General features: G+C 70.4%; 19 protein-coding genes. 8 read left to right on the top strand and 11 right to left on the bottom strand.

The genetic code is table 11. The annotated features are described in order from the left end of the window. Positions 1 to 4: 4 nt before the first annotated feature. On the bottom strand, positions 5 to 895 hold the full coding sequence (locus CLV30_RS02600; RefSeq protein WP_106535575.1) for an ABC transporter substrate-binding protein: 891 nt from the start codon (positions 893 to 895) through the stop codon (positions 5 to 7). Positions 896 to 957: 62 nt separating this feature from the next. Here CLV30_RS02600 and CLV30_RS02595 point away from each other — a divergent pair, with 62 nt between their 5' ends. Further along, complete coding sequence (locus CLV30_RS02595; protein WP_106535574.1) at positions 958 to 1710, top strand: methyltransferase domain-containing protein; 753 nt, start codon at positions 958 to 960, stop codon at positions 1708 to 1710. Between the two features lie 5 nt (positions 1711 to 1715). On the opposite strand, the gene CLV30_RS02590 is transcribed toward CLV30_RS02595, so the two are convergent. Then, positions 1716 to 3647 (bottom strand): acyl-CoA dehydrogenase family protein, encoded by a 1932-nt coding sequence (locus tag CLV30_RS02590; protein ID WP_106535573.1) that lies wholly within the window; start codon positions 3645 to 3647, stop codon positions 1716 to 1718. A 149-nt stretch (positions 3648 to 3796) separates the two neighbouring features. On the opposite strand from CLV30_RS02590, the gene CLV30_RS02585 reads away from it, so the two are divergent. After that, a complete protein-coding gene (locus tag CLV30_RS02585; protein WP_165358416.1) occupies positions 3797 to 4876 on the top strand; it encodes an LppM family (lipo)protein in 1080 nt (359 codons plus the stop codon). Positions 4877 to 5180: 304 nt separating this feature from the next. On the opposite strand, the gene CLV30_RS02580 is transcribed toward CLV30_RS02585, so the two are convergent. Then, positions 5181 to 5876: a YceI family protein gene (locus CLV30_RS02580; protein ID WP_106535658.1), complete on the bottom strand. Its 696-nt coding sequence runs from the start codon at positions 5874 to 5876 to the stop codon at positions 5181 to 5183. Positions 5877 to 6016: 140 nt separating this feature from the next. Between CLV30_RS02580 and CLV30_RS02575 the strand changes: the two genes are divergently transcribed. The 4 genes from CLV30_RS02575 to CLV30_RS02560 are packed head-to-tail and all read left to right on the top strand — an operon-like array spanning position 6017 to position 9827. Beyond that, positions 6017 to 7219 (top strand): exo-beta-N-acetylmuramidase NamZ family protein, encoded by a 1203-nt coding sequence (locus tag CLV30_RS02575; protein ID WP_205740396.1) that lies wholly within the window; start codon positions 6017 to 6019, stop codon positions 7217 to 7219. 25 nt (positions 7220 to 7244) lie between these two features. Further along, positions 7245 to 8108: a MurR/RpiR family transcriptional regulator gene (locus tag CLV30_RS02570; RefSeq protein WP_106535571.1), complete on the top strand. Its 864-nt coding sequence runs from the start codon at positions 7245 to 7247 to the stop codon at positions 8106 to 8108. Between the two features lie 23 nt (positions 8109 to 8131). Further along, positions 8132 to 8830, top strand: a complete 699-nt coding sequence (locus CLV30_RS02565; protein WP_106535656.1) for a PIG-L deacetylase family protein — start codon at positions 8132 to 8134, stop codon at positions 8828 to 8830. 25 nt (positions 8831 to 8855) lie between these two features. After that, positions 8856 to 9827, top strand: a complete 972-nt coding sequence (locus CLV30_RS02560) for a GNAT family N-acetyltransferase (RefSeq protein WP_106535570.1) — start codon at positions 8856 to 8858, stop codon at positions 9825 to 9827. An 84-nt stretch (positions 9828 to 9911) separates the two neighbouring features. Here the strand turns inward: CLV30_RS02560 and CLV30_RS02555 are convergent, their stop codons facing one another. Further along, entirely contained in the window at positions 9912 to 12395 is a 2484-nt protein-coding gene (locus tag CLV30_RS02555) for a phosphoketolase family protein (RefSeq protein ID WP_106535569.1), read from the bottom strand. Positions 12396 to 12607: 212 nt separating this feature from the next. Between CLV30_RS02555 and CLV30_RS02550 the strand changes: the two genes are divergently transcribed. Next, positions 12608 to 12940, top strand: coding sequence for a hypothetical protein (locus CLV30_RS02550; protein WP_106535568.1), 333 nt, complete (start codon positions 12608 to 12610; stop codon positions 12938 to 12940). A 100-nt stretch (positions 12941 to 13040) separates the two neighbouring features. Here the strand turns inward: CLV30_RS02550 and CLV30_RS02545 are convergent, their stop codons facing one another. From CLV30_RS02545 to CLV30_RS02520, 7 genes are all read right to left on the bottom strand, one after another. Next, a complete protein-coding gene (locus tag CLV30_RS02545) occupies positions 13041 to 14036 on the bottom strand; it encodes a hydroxyacid dehydrogenase (RefSeq protein WP_106535567.1) in 996 nt (331 codons plus the stop codon). A 64-nt stretch (positions 14037 to 14100) separates the two neighbouring features. Continuing rightward, on the bottom strand, positions 14101 to 14856 hold the full coding sequence (locus CLV30_RS02540; protein WP_106535566.1) for a proline dehydrogenase family protein: 756 nt from the start codon (positions 14854 to 14856) through the stop codon (positions 14101 to 14103). Positions 14857 to 14901: 45 nt separating this feature from the next. Continuing rightward, entirely contained in the window at positions 14902 to 15813 is a 912-nt protein-coding gene (locus tag CLV30_RS02535; RefSeq protein WP_205740395.1) for an RNA polymerase sigma-70 factor, read from the bottom strand. Then, positions 15762 to 16205 (bottom strand): carboxymuconolactone decarboxylase family protein, encoded by a 444-nt coding sequence (locus tag CLV30_RS02530; RefSeq protein ID WP_106535565.1) that lies wholly within the window; start codon positions 16203 to 16205, stop codon positions 15762 to 15764. The genes CLV30_RS02535 and CLV30_RS02530 overlap by 52 nt, the downstream gene beginning before the upstream one ends. Before the next feature lie 171 nt (positions 16206 to 16376). Beyond that, positions 16377 to 16850, bottom strand: coding sequence for a hypothetical protein (locus CLV30_RS02525; protein WP_106535564.1), 474 nt, complete (start codon positions 16848 to 16850; stop codon positions 16377 to 16379). Continuing rightward, positions 16847 to 17332, bottom strand: coding sequence for a hypothetical protein (locus CLV30_RS25840; RefSeq protein ID WP_146154782.1), 486 nt, complete (start codon positions 17330 to 17332; stop codon positions 16847 to 16849). Before CLV30_RS25840 ends, CLV30_RS02525 begins: the two co-directional genes overlap by 4 nt. Positions 17333 to 17539: 207 nt before the next feature. After that, complete coding sequence (locus CLV30_RS02520; protein ID WP_106535563.1) at positions 17540 to 18163, bottom strand: superoxide dismutase; 624 nt, start codon at positions 18161 to 18163, stop codon at positions 17540 to 17542. Positions 18164 to 18509: 346 nt separating this feature from the next. Here CLV30_RS02520 and CLV30_RS02515 point away from each other — a divergent pair, with 346 nt between their 5' ends. After that, entirely contained in the window at positions 18510 to 19757 is a 1248-nt protein-coding gene (locus CLV30_RS02515; RefSeq protein ID WP_106535562.1) for an aldose epimerase family protein, read from the top strand. Positions 19758 to 19760 lie beyond the last annotated feature (3 nt).

The following is a 19760-nucleotide window of genomic DNA, read 5'->3' as shown; positions in this document are numbered from 1 at the left end:
GTGCTCAGCGTACGCGGCGCGCCAGTGCCGGATCCGGAGGGCCGGCAGCTTCGGGGTGCAAGATCGCGGCCAGCGCCTCCACGCCGTCGACCAGCCGCGGTCCCGGCCGGGCGAAGGACGCGTTCGCGTCGACCGCCCACACCGGCGTGCCGGGCGCGACACCGTCATGTTCGACCAGTTCGTGCGCCAGCCTCGTGGACTCGTCCAGTCCGAATCCGCAGGGCGCGCAGACGACGACCTCGGCGGCGGACCCGCGGACCACGGCCGGGTCGGTCCGGTACGAGCGCTCGCCGGCCTCTCCGAGGACGCACGTTCCGCCCGCGGCTTCCACCATGTCCGGAACCCAGTGCCCGGGCGCGAACGGCGGGTCGGTCCACTCCAGGACGAGCGCCGGAACGTGGCGCCGGTGCGCGATGGTCGCCCGGACCGCGTCCAGCCGCCCTGTCAGCGACGTGACGAGCTCATCGGCGCGGTCTCCGGTGCCGGTGGCGTTGCCGAGGGTGCGTACCGACGCCAGCACTTCGGCGAGGTTCTGCGGGTCGATGGTCAGCACGTCGGCCGAGCACACCAGATGCTCCAGTGCGTCCTGCACGTTCGAGACGTCGACCGCGCAGACGGCGCAGAGGTCCTGGGTGACGACGAGGTCGGCGTCCAGTCCGGCCAGCGCACCCTGGTCCAGGTGGTAGAGATCCTCACCGGCGGCCATCCGGCGGCTGACGATCTCGTCGATGCGCCCCGGTGCGAGACCGTCGGGCAGGGCGCTGGTGGACACGATGGTGCGGGTGCGTGCCTCGGCCGGGTGGTCGCACTCGAACGTGACGCCCACGACGTCGTCGCCGGCCCCGATGGCGAACAGGGTCTCCGTGGTCGACGGCAGCAGCGACACGATCCGCATTCGGCCACCGTAGCGTCGTCGTGGTGTAGTCGGGGACAGAGAACCGGGACGAGGAGTGGACGATGGACACGTCGTACGACGAACTGGTGGCCGCGGCGATGGCGCACCCGTTCGAAGGATGGGACTTCAGCGAGCTGAACCCACGCATGCGCGAGGAATCGACATCGTGGAGCTACGCGCGGCTCGCCCGTTCCGCGCTGGCCGGCGCCGGGGCGGCGCTCGACCTCGGCACCGGCGGCGGCGAGCTGCTGAGCATGCTCGGTCCGTTGCCGCCGCGCACGATCGCGACGGAGGGCTGGGCGCCGAACGTGGACGTCGCCCGGCGCCGGCTCGAGCCGCTGGGCGTCGAGGTCGTCGACGTCACCGCGGCTCCGAGCGAGCTCCCGGTCCCGGACGCGAGCATGGACGTCGTGCTGAACAAGCACGAGGAGTTCGACCCGGCGGAGGTGGCGCGGGTGCTGCGTCCGGGCGGGACGTTCGTCACCCAGCAGGTGGGCGGGCGCGATCTGGAAGGGCTGAACGAGGCGCTCGGAGCGCCACCGCTCGAATATGCGGAGCACGACCTGGCGGGCAGCGTGCGCGACGTCGAGCGGTGCGGTCTGCGCGTCACCGCGTCAGGGGAGGAGTTCCCGCCGACGCGTTTCACCGACATCGGTGCTGTCGTGCTGTTCCTGCGTATCGCACCGTGGCAGGTCGGCGAATTCACGTTGGACGCGTACGACGCACCGCTGCGCGCGCTGCACGATCGGATCCGGGCCGACGACGGGTTCGACGTGTGGGCGCACCGCTTCCATCTGGTGGCCGAACGGACCTGACGTGCTCAGTCCAGTATCGCGGCGCCGAGGAAGGCGTCCGGCACGGCGAAGGCGTCCACCAGCTGACGCGCGTGTGGACGCAACTCCGCGCACAGCTCGTTGACCGTCGCCGTGACGGCCTTGCTGCGGGCGGGGGACAGCCGGTCGTGCTCGAGGTACCAGCCGCGGTGCGCCTCGATGGTGGACAGTGCGTACAGGTCGCAGACGCGGTCGAGCAGCGCCGTGGCCGCGGTGTCCGCGCACGTGTCGATGGCGGCGACGAAGGCCTCGAGAACCACCCGGTCGACGTGCGCACGGGCCGCCGTGAGCAGATGGTCCTGGACCTCGTTGAACGCGTCGAACGCGGCTGTGCCGGTGGCGCCGGAAGCGCGGCGCAGCCGGCGTGCGGCGCCGTCGAGCAGGTGCTTCTCGCGCGATTCGAAGAGTTTGAGCTGATAGCCCCGATCCCGGAGGTCGGCGTCCTCGTCGCGGCCGGGGACGGCGTCGACCAGGCGCTGGATCAGTGACCGTCCCGCGGTGCGTTCGACGACGGTTTCGACGACCTGTTCGGAGACGAACCGCACCGTGCCGGAGAAGTCCAGGTTGCCGAACTGCTCCCGGTAGCCGGTGAGCAGCTCCTTGGCCACCAGCTGCAGCAGGACGGTGTTGTCGCCCTCGAACGTGGTGAACACGTCGGTGTCCGCCTTGAGCTGCGGGAGGCGGTTCTCGGACAGGTAGCCCGCGCCGCCACAGGCTTCGCGGCACTCCTGGATGGTGGTGGTGGCGTGCGCGGTCGCGACGGCTTTCAGCCCGGCGGCGCGGGACTCGAGCTCGCGCTGTGCGTGCGTGTCGTCGCCGCCGAGCACCGACCGCAGCTCCTCGACCAGCTGCGACTGGGCGAAGTGCATCGCGTACGTGGTGGCCAACGCCGGCAGCAGCCGTCGCTGGTGGGCGCGGTAGTCCAGGACCGCGACCTCGTCGTCGGTGCCCGGCACGGTGAACTGGCGGCGGCGTTCGGCGTACCGGACCGCGATGGTCAGCGCCGACTTCGTGGCGCTGCCCGAGGCGCCGGCGACGCTGACCCGTCCCTGCACCAGGGTGCCGAGCATGGTGAAGAACCGCCGGTTCGGGTTGGCGATCGGGCTGGTGTACGAGCCGTCCGCGGCGACCTGGGCGTAGCGGTCCAGCAGGTTCTCGCGCGCGACGCGGACCCGGTCGAAGCCGAGCCGGCCGTTGTCCACGCCGCGCAGCCCGGCCTTGTCGCCGCAGTCGCCGATCGTGACGCCGGCCAACGGGCTCCCGTCGTCCGCGCGGATCGGCACCAGGAACGCGTGCACCCCGTGCTCCTCGTCAGCGGTCGTGAGCTGGGCGAAGACGACGGCGGAGCGGCCGTCGCGAGCGGCGTTGCCGATGTAGTCCTTGCGAGCGTCGGCGTCCGGCGTGTGCACGACGAACTCGTCGGTCGCCGGATCGTGCACGGCCGTGGTACGCAGCGCCTGGACGTCCGAGCCGTGTCCCGTCTCGGTCATCGCGAAGCACCCCGGCAGCCGCAGCGTGATGATGTCGTCGAGGTAGCGCTCGTGGTGGTGCCGCGTACCGAGGTGCAGCACCGCGCTGCCGAACAGGCCCCACTGGACCCCGGCCTTGACGAGCAGGGACAGGTCGGCGTGCGCCAGCGTCTCGAACATCGTGATCCAACTGCCGACGTCGTCGGCCCCGCCGTGCGCCGCCGGAAAACCGACCCGGATGCGTCCGTCGGCGGCCAGCGTCGTCATCTGGTGCCACACCCGATCGCGGTAGGCCTCGACGGAGAGCCCGGACACGGGATGGAACAACGGGTCGTCCGCGAGGGCGCGGATCGCTCGCCGTGACTCGGCCCAGCGGCCGTCGAGCACGGAACGTATCACTTCGGTATCAGGACGGACGGCGTCCTGCCTGCGGGCGTCAGTTGTCGACACGGTGCCTCCGAGTGCTCATCGGTACCATCATGCCTGGCCGTGGTCTTACATGTGCCTCGGCCCGGCATGCCGGGCCGGGGGCTGACAGGGCCCGTCGAAGGGCCCGCGCGCAGGTGCGGAAAAAACGGCGTTGTGCCAGGCTGCGCACCATGAATCGAGGGAAAGCGCTGCGTGCGCTCGGTGCCGGTCTGTTGATGGTGTCGCTCACCGGCTGTGTGAAGGCGGAGATGCAGCTGGAGCTGAACTCCGACGACACGGTCGACGGGTCGATGGTCTTCGCTTTGAGCAAGGACATGCAGGACATGGCTGCGGCCATGGGCGAGGATCCGGATGCCATGTTCGATCAGATGGATACGGACCTGCCAGAGGGCACCGAGACCGAGCACTACGAGGACGACGAGTTCTCCGGCAAGCGCTACACCTTCGACGGCGCCGACCTCTCCGAGTTCGCCGAGGAGTCGGACGGCTTCAGCATCACCCACGAGGGTGAGGAGTTCGTGGTGTCCGGCGCCATGGACACGTCGGCGATGGACCCGTCGCAGATGCAGGGCATGGAGGGCCTCGAGGGCCAGCTCGGCGGCGACGCGGCCGATCTCCAGGGCATGATGGAGTCCGTCGACATCAGCCTCAGCATCACGTTCCCCGGCGAGGTCATCGAGCACAACGGCGAACTCGACGGCAACACGGTCACGTGGGTGCCCGAGCCGGGCGAGACCCTCGAGGTCAGCGCCCGCGCCGAGGACTCCGGCGGTGGCGGCATGCCGGTCTGGCTGTGGATCGTCATCGTGCTGGTCGTGATCGTCGGGCTCGTGGCGCTGCTGTACTTCATGGCACGCAACCGGGGGCAGTCCTCGCCCGAGGGCGCGGGCAGCGTCCCGCCTCCGCCGCCGGCCGGCATGGCGGCGAGCACCGGCGAGACCCAGATGGGCCAGGCCGAGGCGTCCCCGGTCGGCGATTCAGCCGGAGCGGCACAGGGTTCGGGCGCTCCGCAGGAGCCGGGCGCCTCGCCGGAGCCGGGCGCCTCGCAGGGCGCCGACGGCGCGGAGCTCCCCACTGAGCGGACCGAGCCGACGGGTGACGCCTCGCCGGCGGGTGACGCCGGGCCGAGCGGTGATGTCAAGCCGTCCGGTGGCGCCGAGACGACGGGTGGTTCCGACTCCAGCGGCAGCACCGGGTCCGACGGCGGGTCTTCGTCCAGTGGAAGTGGAGCTTCCGGCGGCGGGATCTGACGGAATCGAACGCGTCCGCGGGGGCAGCCCGCGGACGCGAGTTCCGGCGTGCGCAGGAAACCTGACCTCGTTCGCGCCAGGTGCCTTAGCCGCTGCCCTCCTTTCGAGAACCGTGACGCCAGCGGCAACTGTTGACCACAGTGTCACCCCTTCCGACGCGGATGCCGCTTCCTCGTGCCGCTCCGTGGCCGCCACGGCCGGTGCGGTCCGCCCGCCTGGTCAGTACGTGCCCCGGTGCCGAAACATCAGCTCACAGACTCTACGGCTGGCCGGATCGGTGATTCCTGGTCCACGTCGGGTCTGCTCACTCCGCGGACGTGGGGTCCAGGGTGAGCAGGAACTCGACGACGCCGGAGTCCTCGACCCGGACGAATCCCAGGTCCGGCGGTTCGATGCCGAAGTCGGTGAACGTGATCGGCGCCGACCCGGCGACCTGCACCGTGTCGTCGGACACCTGGAGGTCGACGCTCACCTCGACCGGCCGGGTCGTGTCCCGCAGGGTGAGGTCGCCGGTGGCGGTCAGGCTCACCCGGCCGGAGCCGTCCACCTCGTCCAGCGGCACCGGCTCGGTGAGCTCGAATGTCGAGGTGGGGAACTCGTCGGTCATCATGATCGGCCCGCGGAACTGACTGTCCCGGGCGTCGCTGTCGGTGGTGACGGTCGTCATGTCGACCTCGACGCGGCCGGACTCGAGTGAGCCGTCGGTGACCGTGAACTCACCGGTGACGTCCTGGGTGCGGCCGACGACCGTGTTGTCCTGGCCGTTGAGCACCTCGTCGACGCGGTAGCCGGCTTCGGAGCCCTCGGCGACGGTCCAGGTGCCGTCCAGTTCGGCACCGGACGCGGCGCCGTCGGGCGCGGTGTCGTCCAGCGCCAGCGGGTCGGGCGCGTCGCCCGTGATGATGTTGACGTACACGTATGTCCCGCCGATGACGAGCGCGACGAGCAGGACGAACCCGCCGAGGCCGAACAGGATTCGGCGGCGCGTCTTGCGGGACATCGATTCACCTCCGGGCACGACGTGATGATCCCTCACGGGCTTGTACGTGGCCGGCGGGCCCACGGATGGCGTTTCCGGCGATCTCGTCTCGACGTTATTCGTTGACCTGATGGTGGAACGAAACGTAACGTACTTTCACCATGACGGAAGCCGCCGTACCCTGCCGCGACGTCCGCGCCGCCAGGTCCGTGCGCACCGGTGTGCAACGGCTCGTGGAAGACCCGGGGCTCGTGGCCGGGAGCGCGGTCGGGCTGTTCACGAACGACACCGGCACCATGCCGGACCTCACCCGCAACGTCGACGCGCTGCTCGCCGCCGGTGTGCCGCTCACCACGCTGTTCACACCGGAGCACGGCATGGCCGGAGCCGTACAGGCCGGCGAGAGTGAGCCCGGCGGCGTGGACGAGGGCACCGGACTGGCGGTGCTGGACACCTACGGCCGGTCCGGGCGCGAACTGGACGACCAGCTGCGCGGGTCCGGGGTGGACGCCGTCCTGTTCGACCTGCAGGACGTCGGGGTGCGCTATTACACCTACGTCTGGACGCTCTACGATCTGCTGTGCTCGGCCGCGCGCATCGGACTGCCGGTCACGGTGCTGGACCGGCCGAACCCGCTCGGCGGCGTCCGTACCGAGGGCCCGGGTCTGCTGGGCTCGTGCGCGAGCTTCGTCGGCCGGGTCTCGGTGCCGTTGCGGCACGGCCTGACGGTGGGCGAGCTGGCGCGGTGGTTCGCGGCCGAGCACGTTCCCGAGGCGACGGCGGCGCGTCCGGATCTGGACGTGGTGGCGATGGACGGGTGGCGGCGCGACGACACCGGCGCGGACGGACGCGTGTGGGTGATGCCGTCGCCGAACATGCCGACCCTGGACACCGCCCGGGTGTATCCGTGCACCGGTCTGCTCGAGGGGACCAACGTCTCCGAAGGACGCGGGACGACGCGGCCGTTCGAGATCGTCGGCGCCCCCTACGCGGACGCGCGGCTGGCGTCGTGCCTGACCGAGCTGGGCTTTCCAGGCGTGCGGTTCCGCGACCTGAGGTTCCGCCCCACGCACGGAAAGTGGACCGGGTCGACGCTGCGCGGCGTCCAGATGCACGTGCTCGACCCCGACGCCTTCGAGCCGGTGCGCACCGGCATCGGGATCCTGTCGGCGTTCGCCGAGCTGTACCCGGACGGTTTCCGGTGGCGCGAGCCCGACGACCGCCACCGCCCGCCGTTCGTCGATCTGCTGTGGGGCTCGCCCGCGCTGCGTTCCGGTGTGGACGCGCGGCACGACGCCGACGAGATCCTCGCCGCGAGCCCGCCGGCACCACGTCCGCCCGCCGACGCCGTCCTGTACACCTGACGGCGCGATCGAGGGTGAGGCGGCCATGAGCATCCAGAGCAACATCCAGTCCAAGGCGGCGTCCTACCCGCCGTCCATGCGCCGGGTCGCCGACGCGATCCGGGCGAACCCGCAGGTCGTCCTCGACCGGACCATCAGTGAGCTGGCGCGGATGTGTGAGACCTCCGAGACGTCCGTCGTCCGGTTCTGCCGCACGCTGGGGCTGCCCGGATACGTCCAGCTGCGCCTCGCCCTGGCCACCGAGCTGGGCCGTGAGACCGCGCAGCGGGGCGCGGACGAGGGGCACGGAGCGGACATCACGCCGTCCGACGACACCGCGGACATGATCGCCAAGATCGCGTTCTCGGAGCGGCTGTGCCTCGAGGAGACGGCGGCAGGGCTGGACGCCGCCGTTCTGGAGGCGGTCGTCGGCGCGATCGACGCCGCCGGGCGCACCACCGTCTACGGCGTCGGGGCCAGCGGATGGAGCGCGGCGGACCTGCAGCGCAAACTGATGCGGATCGGCCGGGTGGCGTTCGCGTTCGGCGACGCGCACGACGCCATGGTGGCCGCCTCGATCGGCGGAGCCGGCGACGTCGCCGTGGCGTTCTCGCACAGCGGCGCCACCCGCGAGGCCGTCGAATTCCTCCGCGCCGCGTCCGCGCACGGCTCGACGACGGTGGCCGTCACCAACATCTCGGACTCCGCGCTGGCCGAGGCCGCCGACCTGACCCTGCTGACGGTGGTGCGCGAGACGACGTTCCGCTCGGGCGCGATGGCGTCGCGGATCGCCCAGCTGATGCTGGTCGACTGCGTCTTCGTCGGGGTGGCGCAGCGCCGATACGAGCCGACCGTCGAGCTGCTGCGCACGACCTACGACTCGGTCGCGCCACTGCGTGAGGACCGATGACCACGACCGGGAGGAGCGCGAAGGTGACACCACGGACCGTCATGGCCGTCGGCGGGCACATCGGCGACATGGACCTCGCCGCCGGTCCGCTGCTGGCCCAGACGGTGCTGGACGGCGGCCGGGCGGTGCTCGTCGCCCTGACACCGGGCGAGCGCGGACACCCGCGCCTCGGCGTCGACGAGTATCGCGAGCAGAAGATCGCCGAGGGCACCACGTTCGCGGCGGGCATCGGCGCGGACTTCCACGTGTTCGACGACCTCTCGGACGGCTTCCTCGAGCCGACGGACGACGTGGCCGCGCGGGTCGCGCGCCTGATCCGGCAGGTGCGGCCGGACCTGCTCGTCGCGCACTGGCGCACCAGCATCCACACCGACCACGAGCACGCCTGCACCGTCGCCGAACGGGCGCGGTTCCTGGCGGGACTGCCCGGCTACGCGCCCGAGGACGGCGAACGCCACGGTGTCGCGCAGCTGCTCCACGCGGAGAACTGGGAGGACGAGCACGGCTTCGTCGCCGACACCTACGCACCGGTGTCCGCGGCCGCGTTCGACCGGTGGCGCGAAGCCATCGGCGGGCAGGCCTTCGCCCGTGGCGAGACGTACGGGTTCCGCTACATCGACTACTACACCGCGCAGCTGACGATGCGCGGATGCCTGGCACGGGTCGAGCGCGCCGTGGCGTTCTCGTCCGGCGACGGCAGCCGCGTGACCATGCTCGGCTGAGCCCCGACGTTCGAGGAGTGGTCTCATGGCAGACGTGACGTACCGGACGTTCGAGCCCGCGGACACGGCCGCCCTGGTGGAGCTGGTCGCGCGGGGGATGCCCGCCGACCCCGTCACGGCCGAGTGGTTCGCCGAGAACGTGCTGCTCGACCCCAACTTCGACGCCGAAGGGCTGATCGTCGCCGACGGTGGCGACCCCGCCCGCGGTGTGGACGGGGTCGTGGGGTTCGTCTACGCGGTGCGCGGGCGGGGCACGCCCGGCATCCCGGTCGACCCCGACGGCGGCTGGATCACCGTCGGGACCGTCCATCCGGCGGAGCGGCGCCGCGGTGTCGGCGGCGAGCTGGTCGAGCGGGCCAAGGAGTTCCTGCGGTCCAAGGGCTCGCGCTGGGTGATCTACTCCGGGTACCCGCCGGCGTATTTCCTGCCGGGCCTGGACGCGCAGCGGTACCCGGACGGGCTCCGGCTGCTCGAACGCCACGGCTTCGGCACCGGCTCGCGTCCCGTCGCCATGGACATGAACCTGGCCGGGTACGCCACTCCGGCCGAGGTGGTCGAGCTGCGGGAGGCGCGCGAGCGCGAGGGCTACGTCGTCGGCCCGGCCCGCGTGGGCGATCTGCCGGAGGTGACGGAGTTCGCGGCGGCCGAGCTCGCGCCGGACTGGGGTGAGGTCGTACGTGCGTCGTTCGTGCGGCACGGGCGCGCGGACCGGGTCGTGGTCGTGCGTGACCCGGACGGCGCCGTCGTCGGCTTCGCGACCTACGGCGCCTACCGCGGCCTGCTCGAACGGTTCGGGCCGTTCGGCGTCGTGCCGTCCCGCCGCGGACTGGGGCTGGGGAAGATCCTGCTGCACGACACGTTGACGCGGATGCGCGCCGAAGGTGCGCACAGCGCGTGGTTCCTGTGGACCGGGGCGGACACGCCTGCGGGCCGGCTGTACCTGGACGCCGGGTTCGCGGTGACGCGGACGTTCCACGTGCTGCGGGCCGAGCTCTGAAGCGCCGCCGTGCATCACCAGGCGTTCGCACGCGTCACGAGGGCTGTACGGGTGGTGACGCAGGGAATTCCATGGTGAACGTGATCATTTGACCGGCGGTGGGGGAGGTGGGGCGGAGAAGTCGGCGGCGGTGTCGTCGGCCGCCGGGACGGCGACACCGAGCTCCCGGGCGGCGGGCCAGACCCACTCGCTGATCTCCGGTGCGTCCTTGCCGTGCTCGCGGGTGTACTGGCGTGCCCGCAGCCGCTCGTCGGACATGCGCTGCCGCAGCCCCGCGTTGCGGGCACGCAGCCCCGGCACGCGGTCGATGACGTCCATGACCAGATGGAACCGGTCGAGCTCGTTGAGCATCACCATGTCGAACGGGGTGGTCGTGGTCCCTTCCTCCTTGTACCCGCGGACGTGGATGTTGCGGTGGTTGGTCCGCCGGTACGTCAGGCGGTGAATCAGCCACGGGTAGCCGTGGTAGGCGAACACGACCGGTTTGTCCGGCGTGAACAGCGCGTCGAACTCGGCGTTGGGCAGCCCGTGCGGGTGTTCGTGCTCGTCCTGCAGCCGCATCAGGTCCACCACGTTCACCACCCGCACCCGCAGTTCGGGCAGGTGCTGACGCAGCAGGTCGACGGCGGCCAGCGTCTCGACGGTCGGCACGTCGCCAGCGCACGCGAGCACGACGTCCGGCTCACCGTCGCCCCCGTCGGTGCTGGCCCACTCCCAGATGCCGATGCCGCGGGAGCAGTGCGCGATGGCCTCGTCCATGGTCAGCCACTGCGGACCGGGTTGCTTGCCGGACACCACCACGTTGACGTAGTCGCGGCTACGCAGGCAGTGGTCGTACGTCGACAGCAGCGTGTTCGCGTCCGGCGGAAGGTACACCCGGATGACGTCGGCCTTCTTGTTCACCACGTGGTCGATGAACCCGGGGTCCTGGTGCGTGAAGCCGTTGTGGTCCTGGCGCCACACGTGCGACGACAGCAGGTAGTTCAGCGACGGGATCGGCACCCGCCACGGGATGTCCCGCGTGACCTTCAGCCACTTGGCGTGCTGGTTGAACATCGCGTCGATGATGTGCACGAACGCCTCGTAGCAGTTGAACACGCCGTGCCGGCCGGTCAGCAGATACCCCTCGAGCCAGCCCTGGCACTGGTGCTCCGACAGCATCTCCATGACCCGGCCGGTCGGCGAAAGCGCGTCGTCGTCCGGCAGCGTCTCGGCCAGCCAGGTCTTGCCGGCGACGTCGACGGTCGCGTTCAGCCGGTTGGAGGCGGTCTCGTCCGGGCCGAAGATGCGGAAGTTCGTCGGATTGGCGCGCATGATCGCGGCCAGCCAACCGCCGAGCACCCGGGTCGGCTCGGCCACGGACGCCCCCGGGGTCGGGACGTCGACCGCATGCGAGCGGAAGTCGGGAACGACGAGGTCGCGGGTGAGCGTGCCGCCGTTCGCGTGCGGATTCGCGCTCATCCTCCGGCCGCCGTGCGGGTTCAGCCGGGCCACCTCCGCGCGCAGCCTGCCGTCGTCGTCGTTGAACAGCTCCTCCGGCCGGTACGACCTCATCCAGGACTCGAGCAGCCCGGTGTAGCGTTCGTTGCCGCGGACGTCGGCCATCGGAACCTGGTGTGAGCGGAACGTGTCCTCGATCGGCTGCCCGTCGATCTCCCGCGGACCGGTCCAGCCCTTCGGCGTCTTGAAGACGATCACCGGCCACGCCGGACGGCCCGGGTCGCCGCTTTCGTGCGCGTCGCGGCGGATCGTGTCGATGTGGTCCAGGACCTCGTCGAGCAGAGCGGCGAAACGCTGGTGCACGGCCATCGGGTCTTCGCCGTCGAAGCCGCCCTCGAACCAGTACGGCGTGTGCCCGTACCCGATCATGAGCGCCTCGAGCTCGGAGCGCGGGATCCGCGCCAGCACCGTCGGGTTGGCGATCTTGTACCCGTTGAGGTGCAGGATCGGCAGCACCGTGCCGTCCGTGACGGGGTGCAGGAACTTGTTGCTGTGCCACGAGGTCGCCAGCGGCCCGGTCTCGGCCTCACCGTCGCCGATCACCGCGGCCACCGTCAGCCCCGGGTTGTCGAAGGCGGCTCCGTACGCGTGCGAGAGCGCGTACCCGAGCTCGCCGCCCTCGTGGATGGATCCGGGCGTCTCGGGCGCGACGTGGCTGGGGATGCCGCCGGGGTACGAGAACTGCCGGAACAGCGCGCGCATGCCGTCCTCGTCGTCACCGACACCGGAGTAGATCTCGCTGTAGGTGCCTTCGAGCCAGGACGCCGAGACCAGCGACGGCCCTCCGTGGCCCGGGCCGGCGATGTAGATCATGTCGAGCTCGCGCTCGATGATCGCCCGGTTCAGATGCGCGTACAGGAAGTTCTGCCCGGGCGAGGTGCCCCAGTGCCCCAGCAGCCGTGGCTTGATGTGCTCGGCCTTCAGCGGCTCGCGCAGCAGCGGGTTGTCCAGCAGGTAGATCTGGCCCACCGACAGGTAGTTGGCCGCGCGCCACCATGCGTCGACCCGGGTGAGCGTCTCGTCGTCGAGTGGTTCTGCCCTGGATTCCCGGGTCGCCTTTCCCAGCATCGCTCATCCCATCAGCCGTCGGTCGCCTGCGCACGCGGCGGTGTCACCTGGATCTTCACTACCCCGACCGGCCGGTGGCCACACCCGGCGATCCGCCGCGGGCGCCGGTCGAGAATCACACGGGGTTCTCAGGTTCGGTTTCGGTTTCTCTCAGGTTCGGCTCTCAGGATCGGTGACCACGAGGGGAGATCCCCGCTCGAAAGGAGACGGGAATGTACGCGATTCCGACAGCGGCCGACCGGCTCGGCGTCACACCCGGCGCCCTCCGGAAGGCACTGGACCGCGGCGAGACCATCGCGAACCTCACCAGGGCCTGCGGGCTCGATCCGGACGAGATGACGCTGGCCGTCATCGACGCCGAGGTCGCCGACGTGGAGGCACTGGCGTTGATCTCCGGCTTCGACGACACGGAGATCGCCCTGTTCGTCTCGGAGTTGCGTGCGTTCATCATCACCTTCGTCTGGGACGGCGAGGCGGCCGCGAACGCCCGTTTCGATGCCGGCACGATCGAGTGGGTCGGCGAACGGGAACTCGCCGCCGCGTAGCGAAACGGTGTGACCTCGGTGTCGCTGTGGCGACACCGTGTGCGCATCGTTCCCGCTGTCGCCTCTGCCAGACCGTGCCGAGGCGCCGGCTGACCCGGCGTCAGGCGGTGCTGTTCAGGCGGGCGGCGTCGACCTCCTCGGCGAACGACTCGCCGGCACGGTAGCGGCCGATCTCGGCGATGGCGGCGTCGCCGAGGCGTGCGACCTCGTTGCCGAGCGATCCCGCGATGTGCGGCGTGAGCACGACGTTCGGCAGGGTGCGCAGTGGCGAGTCGGGTGCCGCGGGCTCCGGGTCGGTGACGTCCAGCACGGCGCCGATCCGGCCGGTGGTCAGTTCGGTGACGAGCGCGTCCTCGTCCACCACGGCGCCCCGTGCGGTGTTGATCAGCGTCGCTCCGTCGGGTAGCAGCGCGAGGCGCCGCTTGTCGATCATGTGCCGGGTCTGCGGCGTGGACGGCGCGTGCAGCGTGACGATGCTGGACGCGGCCAGCGTCTCGTCGAGGTCGCGCCGTGTCGCGCCGAGCCGCCGCGCCTCGCCCGCGTCCACGTACGGGTCGCTGAGCAGCACGTCGAAGTCGAACGGCTGCAGCATGCGCAGCAGGTGCCGTCCGACTCGGGACGCGCCGACGACACCGACGGTCCTCCGGTAGTTGCCGACGGCGTCGCTGTAGTCCCACCCGCGGGCGTGCTGGTACCGGCGTGCTGCCGCGAACGCGTCCTTGCCGGCGAGCATGATCATGGCCAGGGTGTACTCCGCGACGGGAACGCCGTTGGCGTTCGCGGCGGTGGTGACCCGGATGCCGCGCTCCCAGCACTCCGCGTGGATCAGGTGTTTGATCGTTCCGGCGGTGTGCACCACGGCCCGCAGGCGCGGCGCGTGCGCCAGAGCGTCCGCGTCGACGGGCGGTGCTCCCCAGCCGGTGACGAGCACCTCGGTGTCGCGCAGGACGGCGCGGGCGTCCGGCGACCCGAACTCGGTGAGCACGGTGTCGTGCAGGTCGACCAGCTCGGCCAGCCGGGCACGGCGGTCGTCGTCGAACAGACGCGTGGGCAGGTCCCGGGCCATCGCCAGGGCCGCGACCGGTCTGGTGTCCATCGTGCGGGCTCCATCCGTGCTCAGGGGTCGTCGTGGGTCGAACGGCTTCTGCTTGGTGACCGGCTCAGCCGCCCTGTGCCTCGGCGACGCGCCGCATCCAGTAGCGCAGCGCCTCGCGGATCACCGGATCGTGGGTCGCCAGGACGACGTCGCCGCCCGCCTCGCCGAGCCGTCGCGCCAGCTGGAGAAACGCGACATCGGTCGGTTCGCCCCACGGGTACGCGACCTCGCGCGCCTCCAGGTACGCACCCTTGACCAGCCGGACCGGCACCCCCGCGGCGGCGAGCCGGTCGACGTCGTCGGGGCTGCGGCGCAGGTTGGCCTGCACCGTCGCCAGCACGGGGACGCCGTCGGCGGCCAGCCGCGTCGTCAGCTCCATGATCCGCGGCGTGCGGTCGCTCTCCTCCGCGCTGATCTCGAGCCGGGTTCCCGCGGGCAGGACCGCCACGATCTCGTCCACGTACCTGCGGCAGGTGTCGAGGCCGAGGTCGAGTCCCAGGTTGGACGGCACGATCTCGAGGTAGACGTCGGCGTCCACGTCCGCGACGGCCGCAGCGGCCGCACGGTAGCCCTGGGCGACGTGCTGGACGGCGGCCTCGTCGGTGGCGCCCTCGCCGAACAGGTCGAGGCTCACCGCGAACCCGGCCGCGGCGAGCCGCCGTACCGTGCCCATGGCCTCGTCGAGTGTCCGTCCGGCCACGTACCGCGACGCCGCCCGGTAGGCCAGGTCCGTCGTGGGGCCGGTGGAACGCACCGCGGACTCCACCCGCGCATTGGTCGCCAGGGCGTAGAGAGCACGGCGACGTGGTGCGGTGAGCATGGATCGAACGCTAGCAGCAGCCGTCACGTGGCGGCCGATTCTCGCTCACCGGTCGCCGTTCAGGTGGGTGAGCTTGTCCGGGTTGGCCACCACGTAGAGGCCGCTGATCCGGCCGTCCGAGACCGCGAACGTGATCACGTGCCGGCCGGCCGGGCTGACGGTCACCGCAGCCGGGGCCCCGTTCACCTCGACGAACTCGGCCGACGGCTGGTGCCGATGGTGGGTGGCGGCGAAGAACCGGGCCACCCGGTCGGCGCCGACGATCGGGTGGCGGGCGGAGCGGACCCGACCGCCGCCGTCGGAGCAGCTGACGACGTCGTCGTGCAACAGTGTGCGCAGCGTGGCGAGATCGCCGTCGCGGGACGCGGCCAGGAAGCGCTCCAGCAGTTCGGCGTGCTCGCGCCGGCTCGGGGTGAAGCGCCGGCGGTCGTCGGCGACGCGGGTGCGGGCGCGCAGGTTCAGCTGCCGGCAGTGCTCGGGAGTCCGGTCCACGATCTCGGCGATCTGCGCGTACGGGAAGTCGAAGGCCGAGCGCAGCACGAACACGGCCCGCTCCACCGGGTCGAGCCGCTCCAGCAGGAGCAGCGTCGCCGTCGCCACCGAGTCGCGCTGCTCGACCGTCTCGAGCGGGTCGAACGGCGCGACCGTCGTCGCGACCGGTTCTGGCAGCCACGGTCCGACGTACTCCTCGTGCGCCTGGCGCCGGCGCAGCCGGTCGAGCGCGAGCCTGGTGACCATGCGGGACAGGTAACGTCGCGGCTCGCGCACCTGATCCCGGTCGACGTCGCGCCAGCGCAGGTAGACGTCCTGCATGACGTCCTCGGCGTCACCGGCCGAGCCGAGCAGCCGGTAGGCGAGCCCCAGGAGCATCGCCCGGTGAGCCAGGACGTCGACGGCAGCGTCGGTCACGCCGTCACGGGCGGAGGGGTGCGGGTCGAGACCATCAGCCGGTTCCACACGTTGATTGTGGCGATGGCCGTCAGGAGGTCCGCGATCGCCTTCCGGTCCCACAGCGCGGCGACCGGATCCCACACGTCGTCGGGGACTCCGTCGGGGCCGAGTTCGGTGACGGCGTCGGTCAGCGCGAGCGCGGCGCGTTCCCGCTCGTCGAAGAACGGCGCCTCACGCCACGCCGAGACGGCGAACAGCCGGCGGGCGTCCTCGCCGTCGGCGAGCGCGTCCCTGGTGTGCATGTCCACGCAGAACGAGCAGCCGTTGACGACGGAGGCTCGCAGCTTGATCAGGTGGAGCAGTGTGTGCTCGACGTTGGCCCGGATGTAGTCCTCGAGGCCCCGGACCGCCTTGTAGGCCTCGGGTGCTTCTTCGTGGAACGTGAACCGATGGTGCATCGCAGTGTCCTCTCGGTCGGTCGGTCGACGACACGGAGACGACGGGTGGCGCGGGCCGCGGCGTGACGATCGCGCCTGTGAGCCGGAACACACGCCCGACGGCTGACGTGGCCAGGACGAGGCGTCCATACCGACGCCGGACCGGGCGGCATGGCATTCAGAGGGGTAGCCTCAGCGCGGCTGACTGGATTGTGATTCGGCACCACGGTCGGGGAACAGGATGCGGTTCTCGACTTCGTCGAGGTAGTCCTCCCACTCCTCGTCCTCCTCGGTCAAACCTCCGACGAGGTATCCGGCGCACGTGAGGAGAAGTCGGAGAGCATCGACATCGCCCGTTGGATGGTGACGTTCGGCAACGAGCCCTTCCAGGAAATTCCGGACCGTGGGAGCGTCGTAGCCGACCCATCCATGCTCGGCGATGTTGTGCGACAGTTCGTTGTAGTCCTCCCGGGTCATGCCCTCAGGGCGAACCTCGTGGAGGATCTCGAGAACGACTCGTCGGGCAAGCGACACAGCGAAGGCGGCTTCGTCGGTGCTCAGGTCTGCGAATCCGTCGAGCATGCTGGACTCGTGGCGGTGAATCACGCCGTCGATGGCCGCTCGCATGGCGTTCTCGCCTCGGACGATACCCGGGTCGACCTTCATTCTTCCTCCCGACGTCGACTCTTCCATTCGAGTCGCTCAATGACCGTATGAGCTACTCCGGCCGCGCCGAACGTCCACGGGCTGGGGCTCGCACCGAGCGTGGCCGCCGCGGTGCCAGCGGCGACGCTGACGTGTTTGAGAAGCCGCTCCTCGAGGCTGTCCCAGCGGCGTTTCCTGAACCGGCCGCGGCGCTTGTTGCGTCGCTGGAGCTGACGTTCGTACGCCTGATCTGTCGCATTCCAGTCGCGATCAGCGCGCTGCGACCGTTGTGAGCGAATCAGCCTAGGTGGCTCCGGTTGCCCGTGCCCGTCGCGCGGTGCGTCTGTGGCGCTGCGCCCCGTGGGGTGCACGGAACCGCCGCCGTCGGCGTCTGCCGTGCCTGTCGCGGGACCTGACCGCGCGAGGTGGTCGGCGTAGGAGTGGCCCTGATACGCGGTGGCAGTCAGTTGGGCGATGGCGTCGTCGAGTTCCGACTGCGGCACCGCTGACCCAATCCGTTGGCCGGTCGACGAGTGATGATCGTCAGGATGCCACGAACTCAGCCGAGCGTGAGCAGCCACCCGGTGAAGGCGCACAGATAACCGAGCGCCAGCGCGAGCACGGTCACCATGATGGCCGTGTCGCGCCGGCGCGGCGGTGGAGGTGGCTTGAACACGGTTCAGGCCACGTGTGTCAGCGCCCTGACGTGGTCAGGGCGCGATCAGCCCGCTGGTCTTGCTGCGGGCGGTGGTGAACCGCTGGGCCACGTCCTGCCAGTTGATGATGTTCCAGAAGGCGGCCACGTAGTCGGGCTTCACGTTCTTGTACTGCAGGTAGAACGCGTGCTCCCACATGTCGAGCATCAGCAGCGGCACCGTGCCGGCCGCGAGGTTGCCCTGGTGGTCGTAGAGCTGCTCGATGACCAGCCGCTGGCCGATGCTCTCCCACGCCAGGATGGCCCACCCGGAGCCCTGGATGCCCAGCGCCGCGGCGGTGTAGTGCGCCTTGAAGCCGTCGAACGAGCCGAAGAACTCGTCCACGGCGGCGCCGAGCTCGCCGTCGGGCTTGTCGCCGCCCTCGGGCGACATGTTGTTCCAGAACACGGTGTGGTTGACGTGCCCGGCGAGGTTGAACGCCAGGTTCTTCTGGAGCTGGTTCACCGTGTCGAGCTTGTTGGAGGCTCGGGCCTCCTCCATCTGCTCCAGCGCGGTGTTGGTGCCGTTGACGTACGTCTGGTGATGCTTGGAGTGGTGCAGCTCCATGATCTGCCCGGAGATGTGCGGTTCGAGCGCACCGTAGTCGTAGGGGAGGTCCGGGAGGGAATACGTGGCCATGCTGAGTCTTCCTCTCGACGACGATGTTCAGGTGCAACCTGCGTCATTGGCTAACTTACGCCTGCCCGATCGATCGGATCACAAACGGTCCGGGGTTGCTCTCGTCACGTCCGAAATGGTTATGCCGATCATGGTGTTCCCTGCTGTACCACGTTTGTGAGCCGCGTGCTGCGCGCTCGGGCCGGTGATGTCCGATCGACCCCTTAAGTTCATCCGGCGTCCCGGCTACGTTTGCCCTGACACGTTCATCGATCTGTCGAAAGGTCACTATCAGGACCCTCGCCGGTGGCCGAGAAACCCGGTGCCGGCCGAAGCGGACGCGCGTCGTCGACCCAGGGAGTGCGCAATGATCAACAGGATCAGCAACGCCAGCAGAACGTGGACCAGAGCCCGGCGCGGGTTGACGGCCGCCGGCGCGGCCGCCGTGGTGGTGGTGGCCTCGGCGGCCTCGTCACCGGCGGGTCTGCTCGCCGGAGACGACGGCAGGGACGGCGGCGACGGGCGGGACCGGCCGGGCCGTCCGAGCATCACGCACGAGCCTTTCGGCACGCTGGACGACGGTACTCAGGTCGACGTCTACACGCTGCGCAACTGGCGCGGCATGGAGGTCGACATCCTGACCTACGGCGGCATCGTGCAGTCGATCACGGTTCCCGACCGGAAGGGCGAGATGGCCAACGTCGCGCTCGGGTTCGACAATCTGGGCGACTACGTCGAGCACAGCGGGCCGTACTTCGGCGCGATCGTCGGCCGGTACGCCAACCGCATCGCCGAGGGCGAGTTCACGCTGGACGGCGAGCAGTACGAGCTGGCCACCAACAACCCGCCGAACCACCTGCACGGCGGCGACGTGGGGTTCGACAAGAAGGTGTGGGAGGTCACCGACGAGTTCGCGGACCGGCACGACGTCGGGCTCGAGCTCTCCTACACCAGCCCGGACGGCGAGGAGGGTTACCCGGGCACGCTCGAGACGACCGTCACCTACACGCTGACCAAGCGCAACGAGCTGCGCATCGACTACCACGCCACGACGGACGAGCCGACGATCGTCAACCTCACCAACCACTCGTACTTCAACCTCGGCGGTGAGGGTACCGGCAGCATCGAGGACCACGTGCTGCAGATCGAGGCCGACCACTACACGCCGGTGGACGAGACGCTGATCCCGACCGGCGAGATCGCTCCGGTGGAGGGCACGCCGTTCGACTTCCGCGAACCGAAGGAGGTCGGCGCCGACATCCGTGAGCCGCACGAACAGCTGCTCATCGGCCAGGGCTACGACCACAACTTCGTGTTGAACGGCGGCGACGGGCTCGACCGTGCGGCCAAGCTGCGCGACCCCGAGAGCGGTCGCACGGTGAGCGTCTACACCACCGAGCCGGGCATGCAGTTCTACTCGGGCAACTTCCTCGACGGCTCGTTCGCCGGAACCAGCGGGCAGGTCTACCGGCAGAGCGACGGGCTGGCGCTGGAGACCCAGCACTTCCCGGACTCGCCGAACCAGCCGGACTTCCCGTCGACGGTGCTGCGCCCCGGCGAGGAGTACGAGTCGACGACGGTCTACCGGTTCACGCCCGGCGTGCCCACACGCTGACGA

It is taken from the genome of Haloactinopolyspora alba, assembly GCF_003014555.1.
Lineage (GTDB): Bacteria > Actinomycetota > Actinomycetes > Jiangellales > Jiangellaceae > Haloactinopolyspora > Haloactinopolyspora alba.
This window is presented reverse-complemented; position numbering and strand designations above follow the sequence as displayed.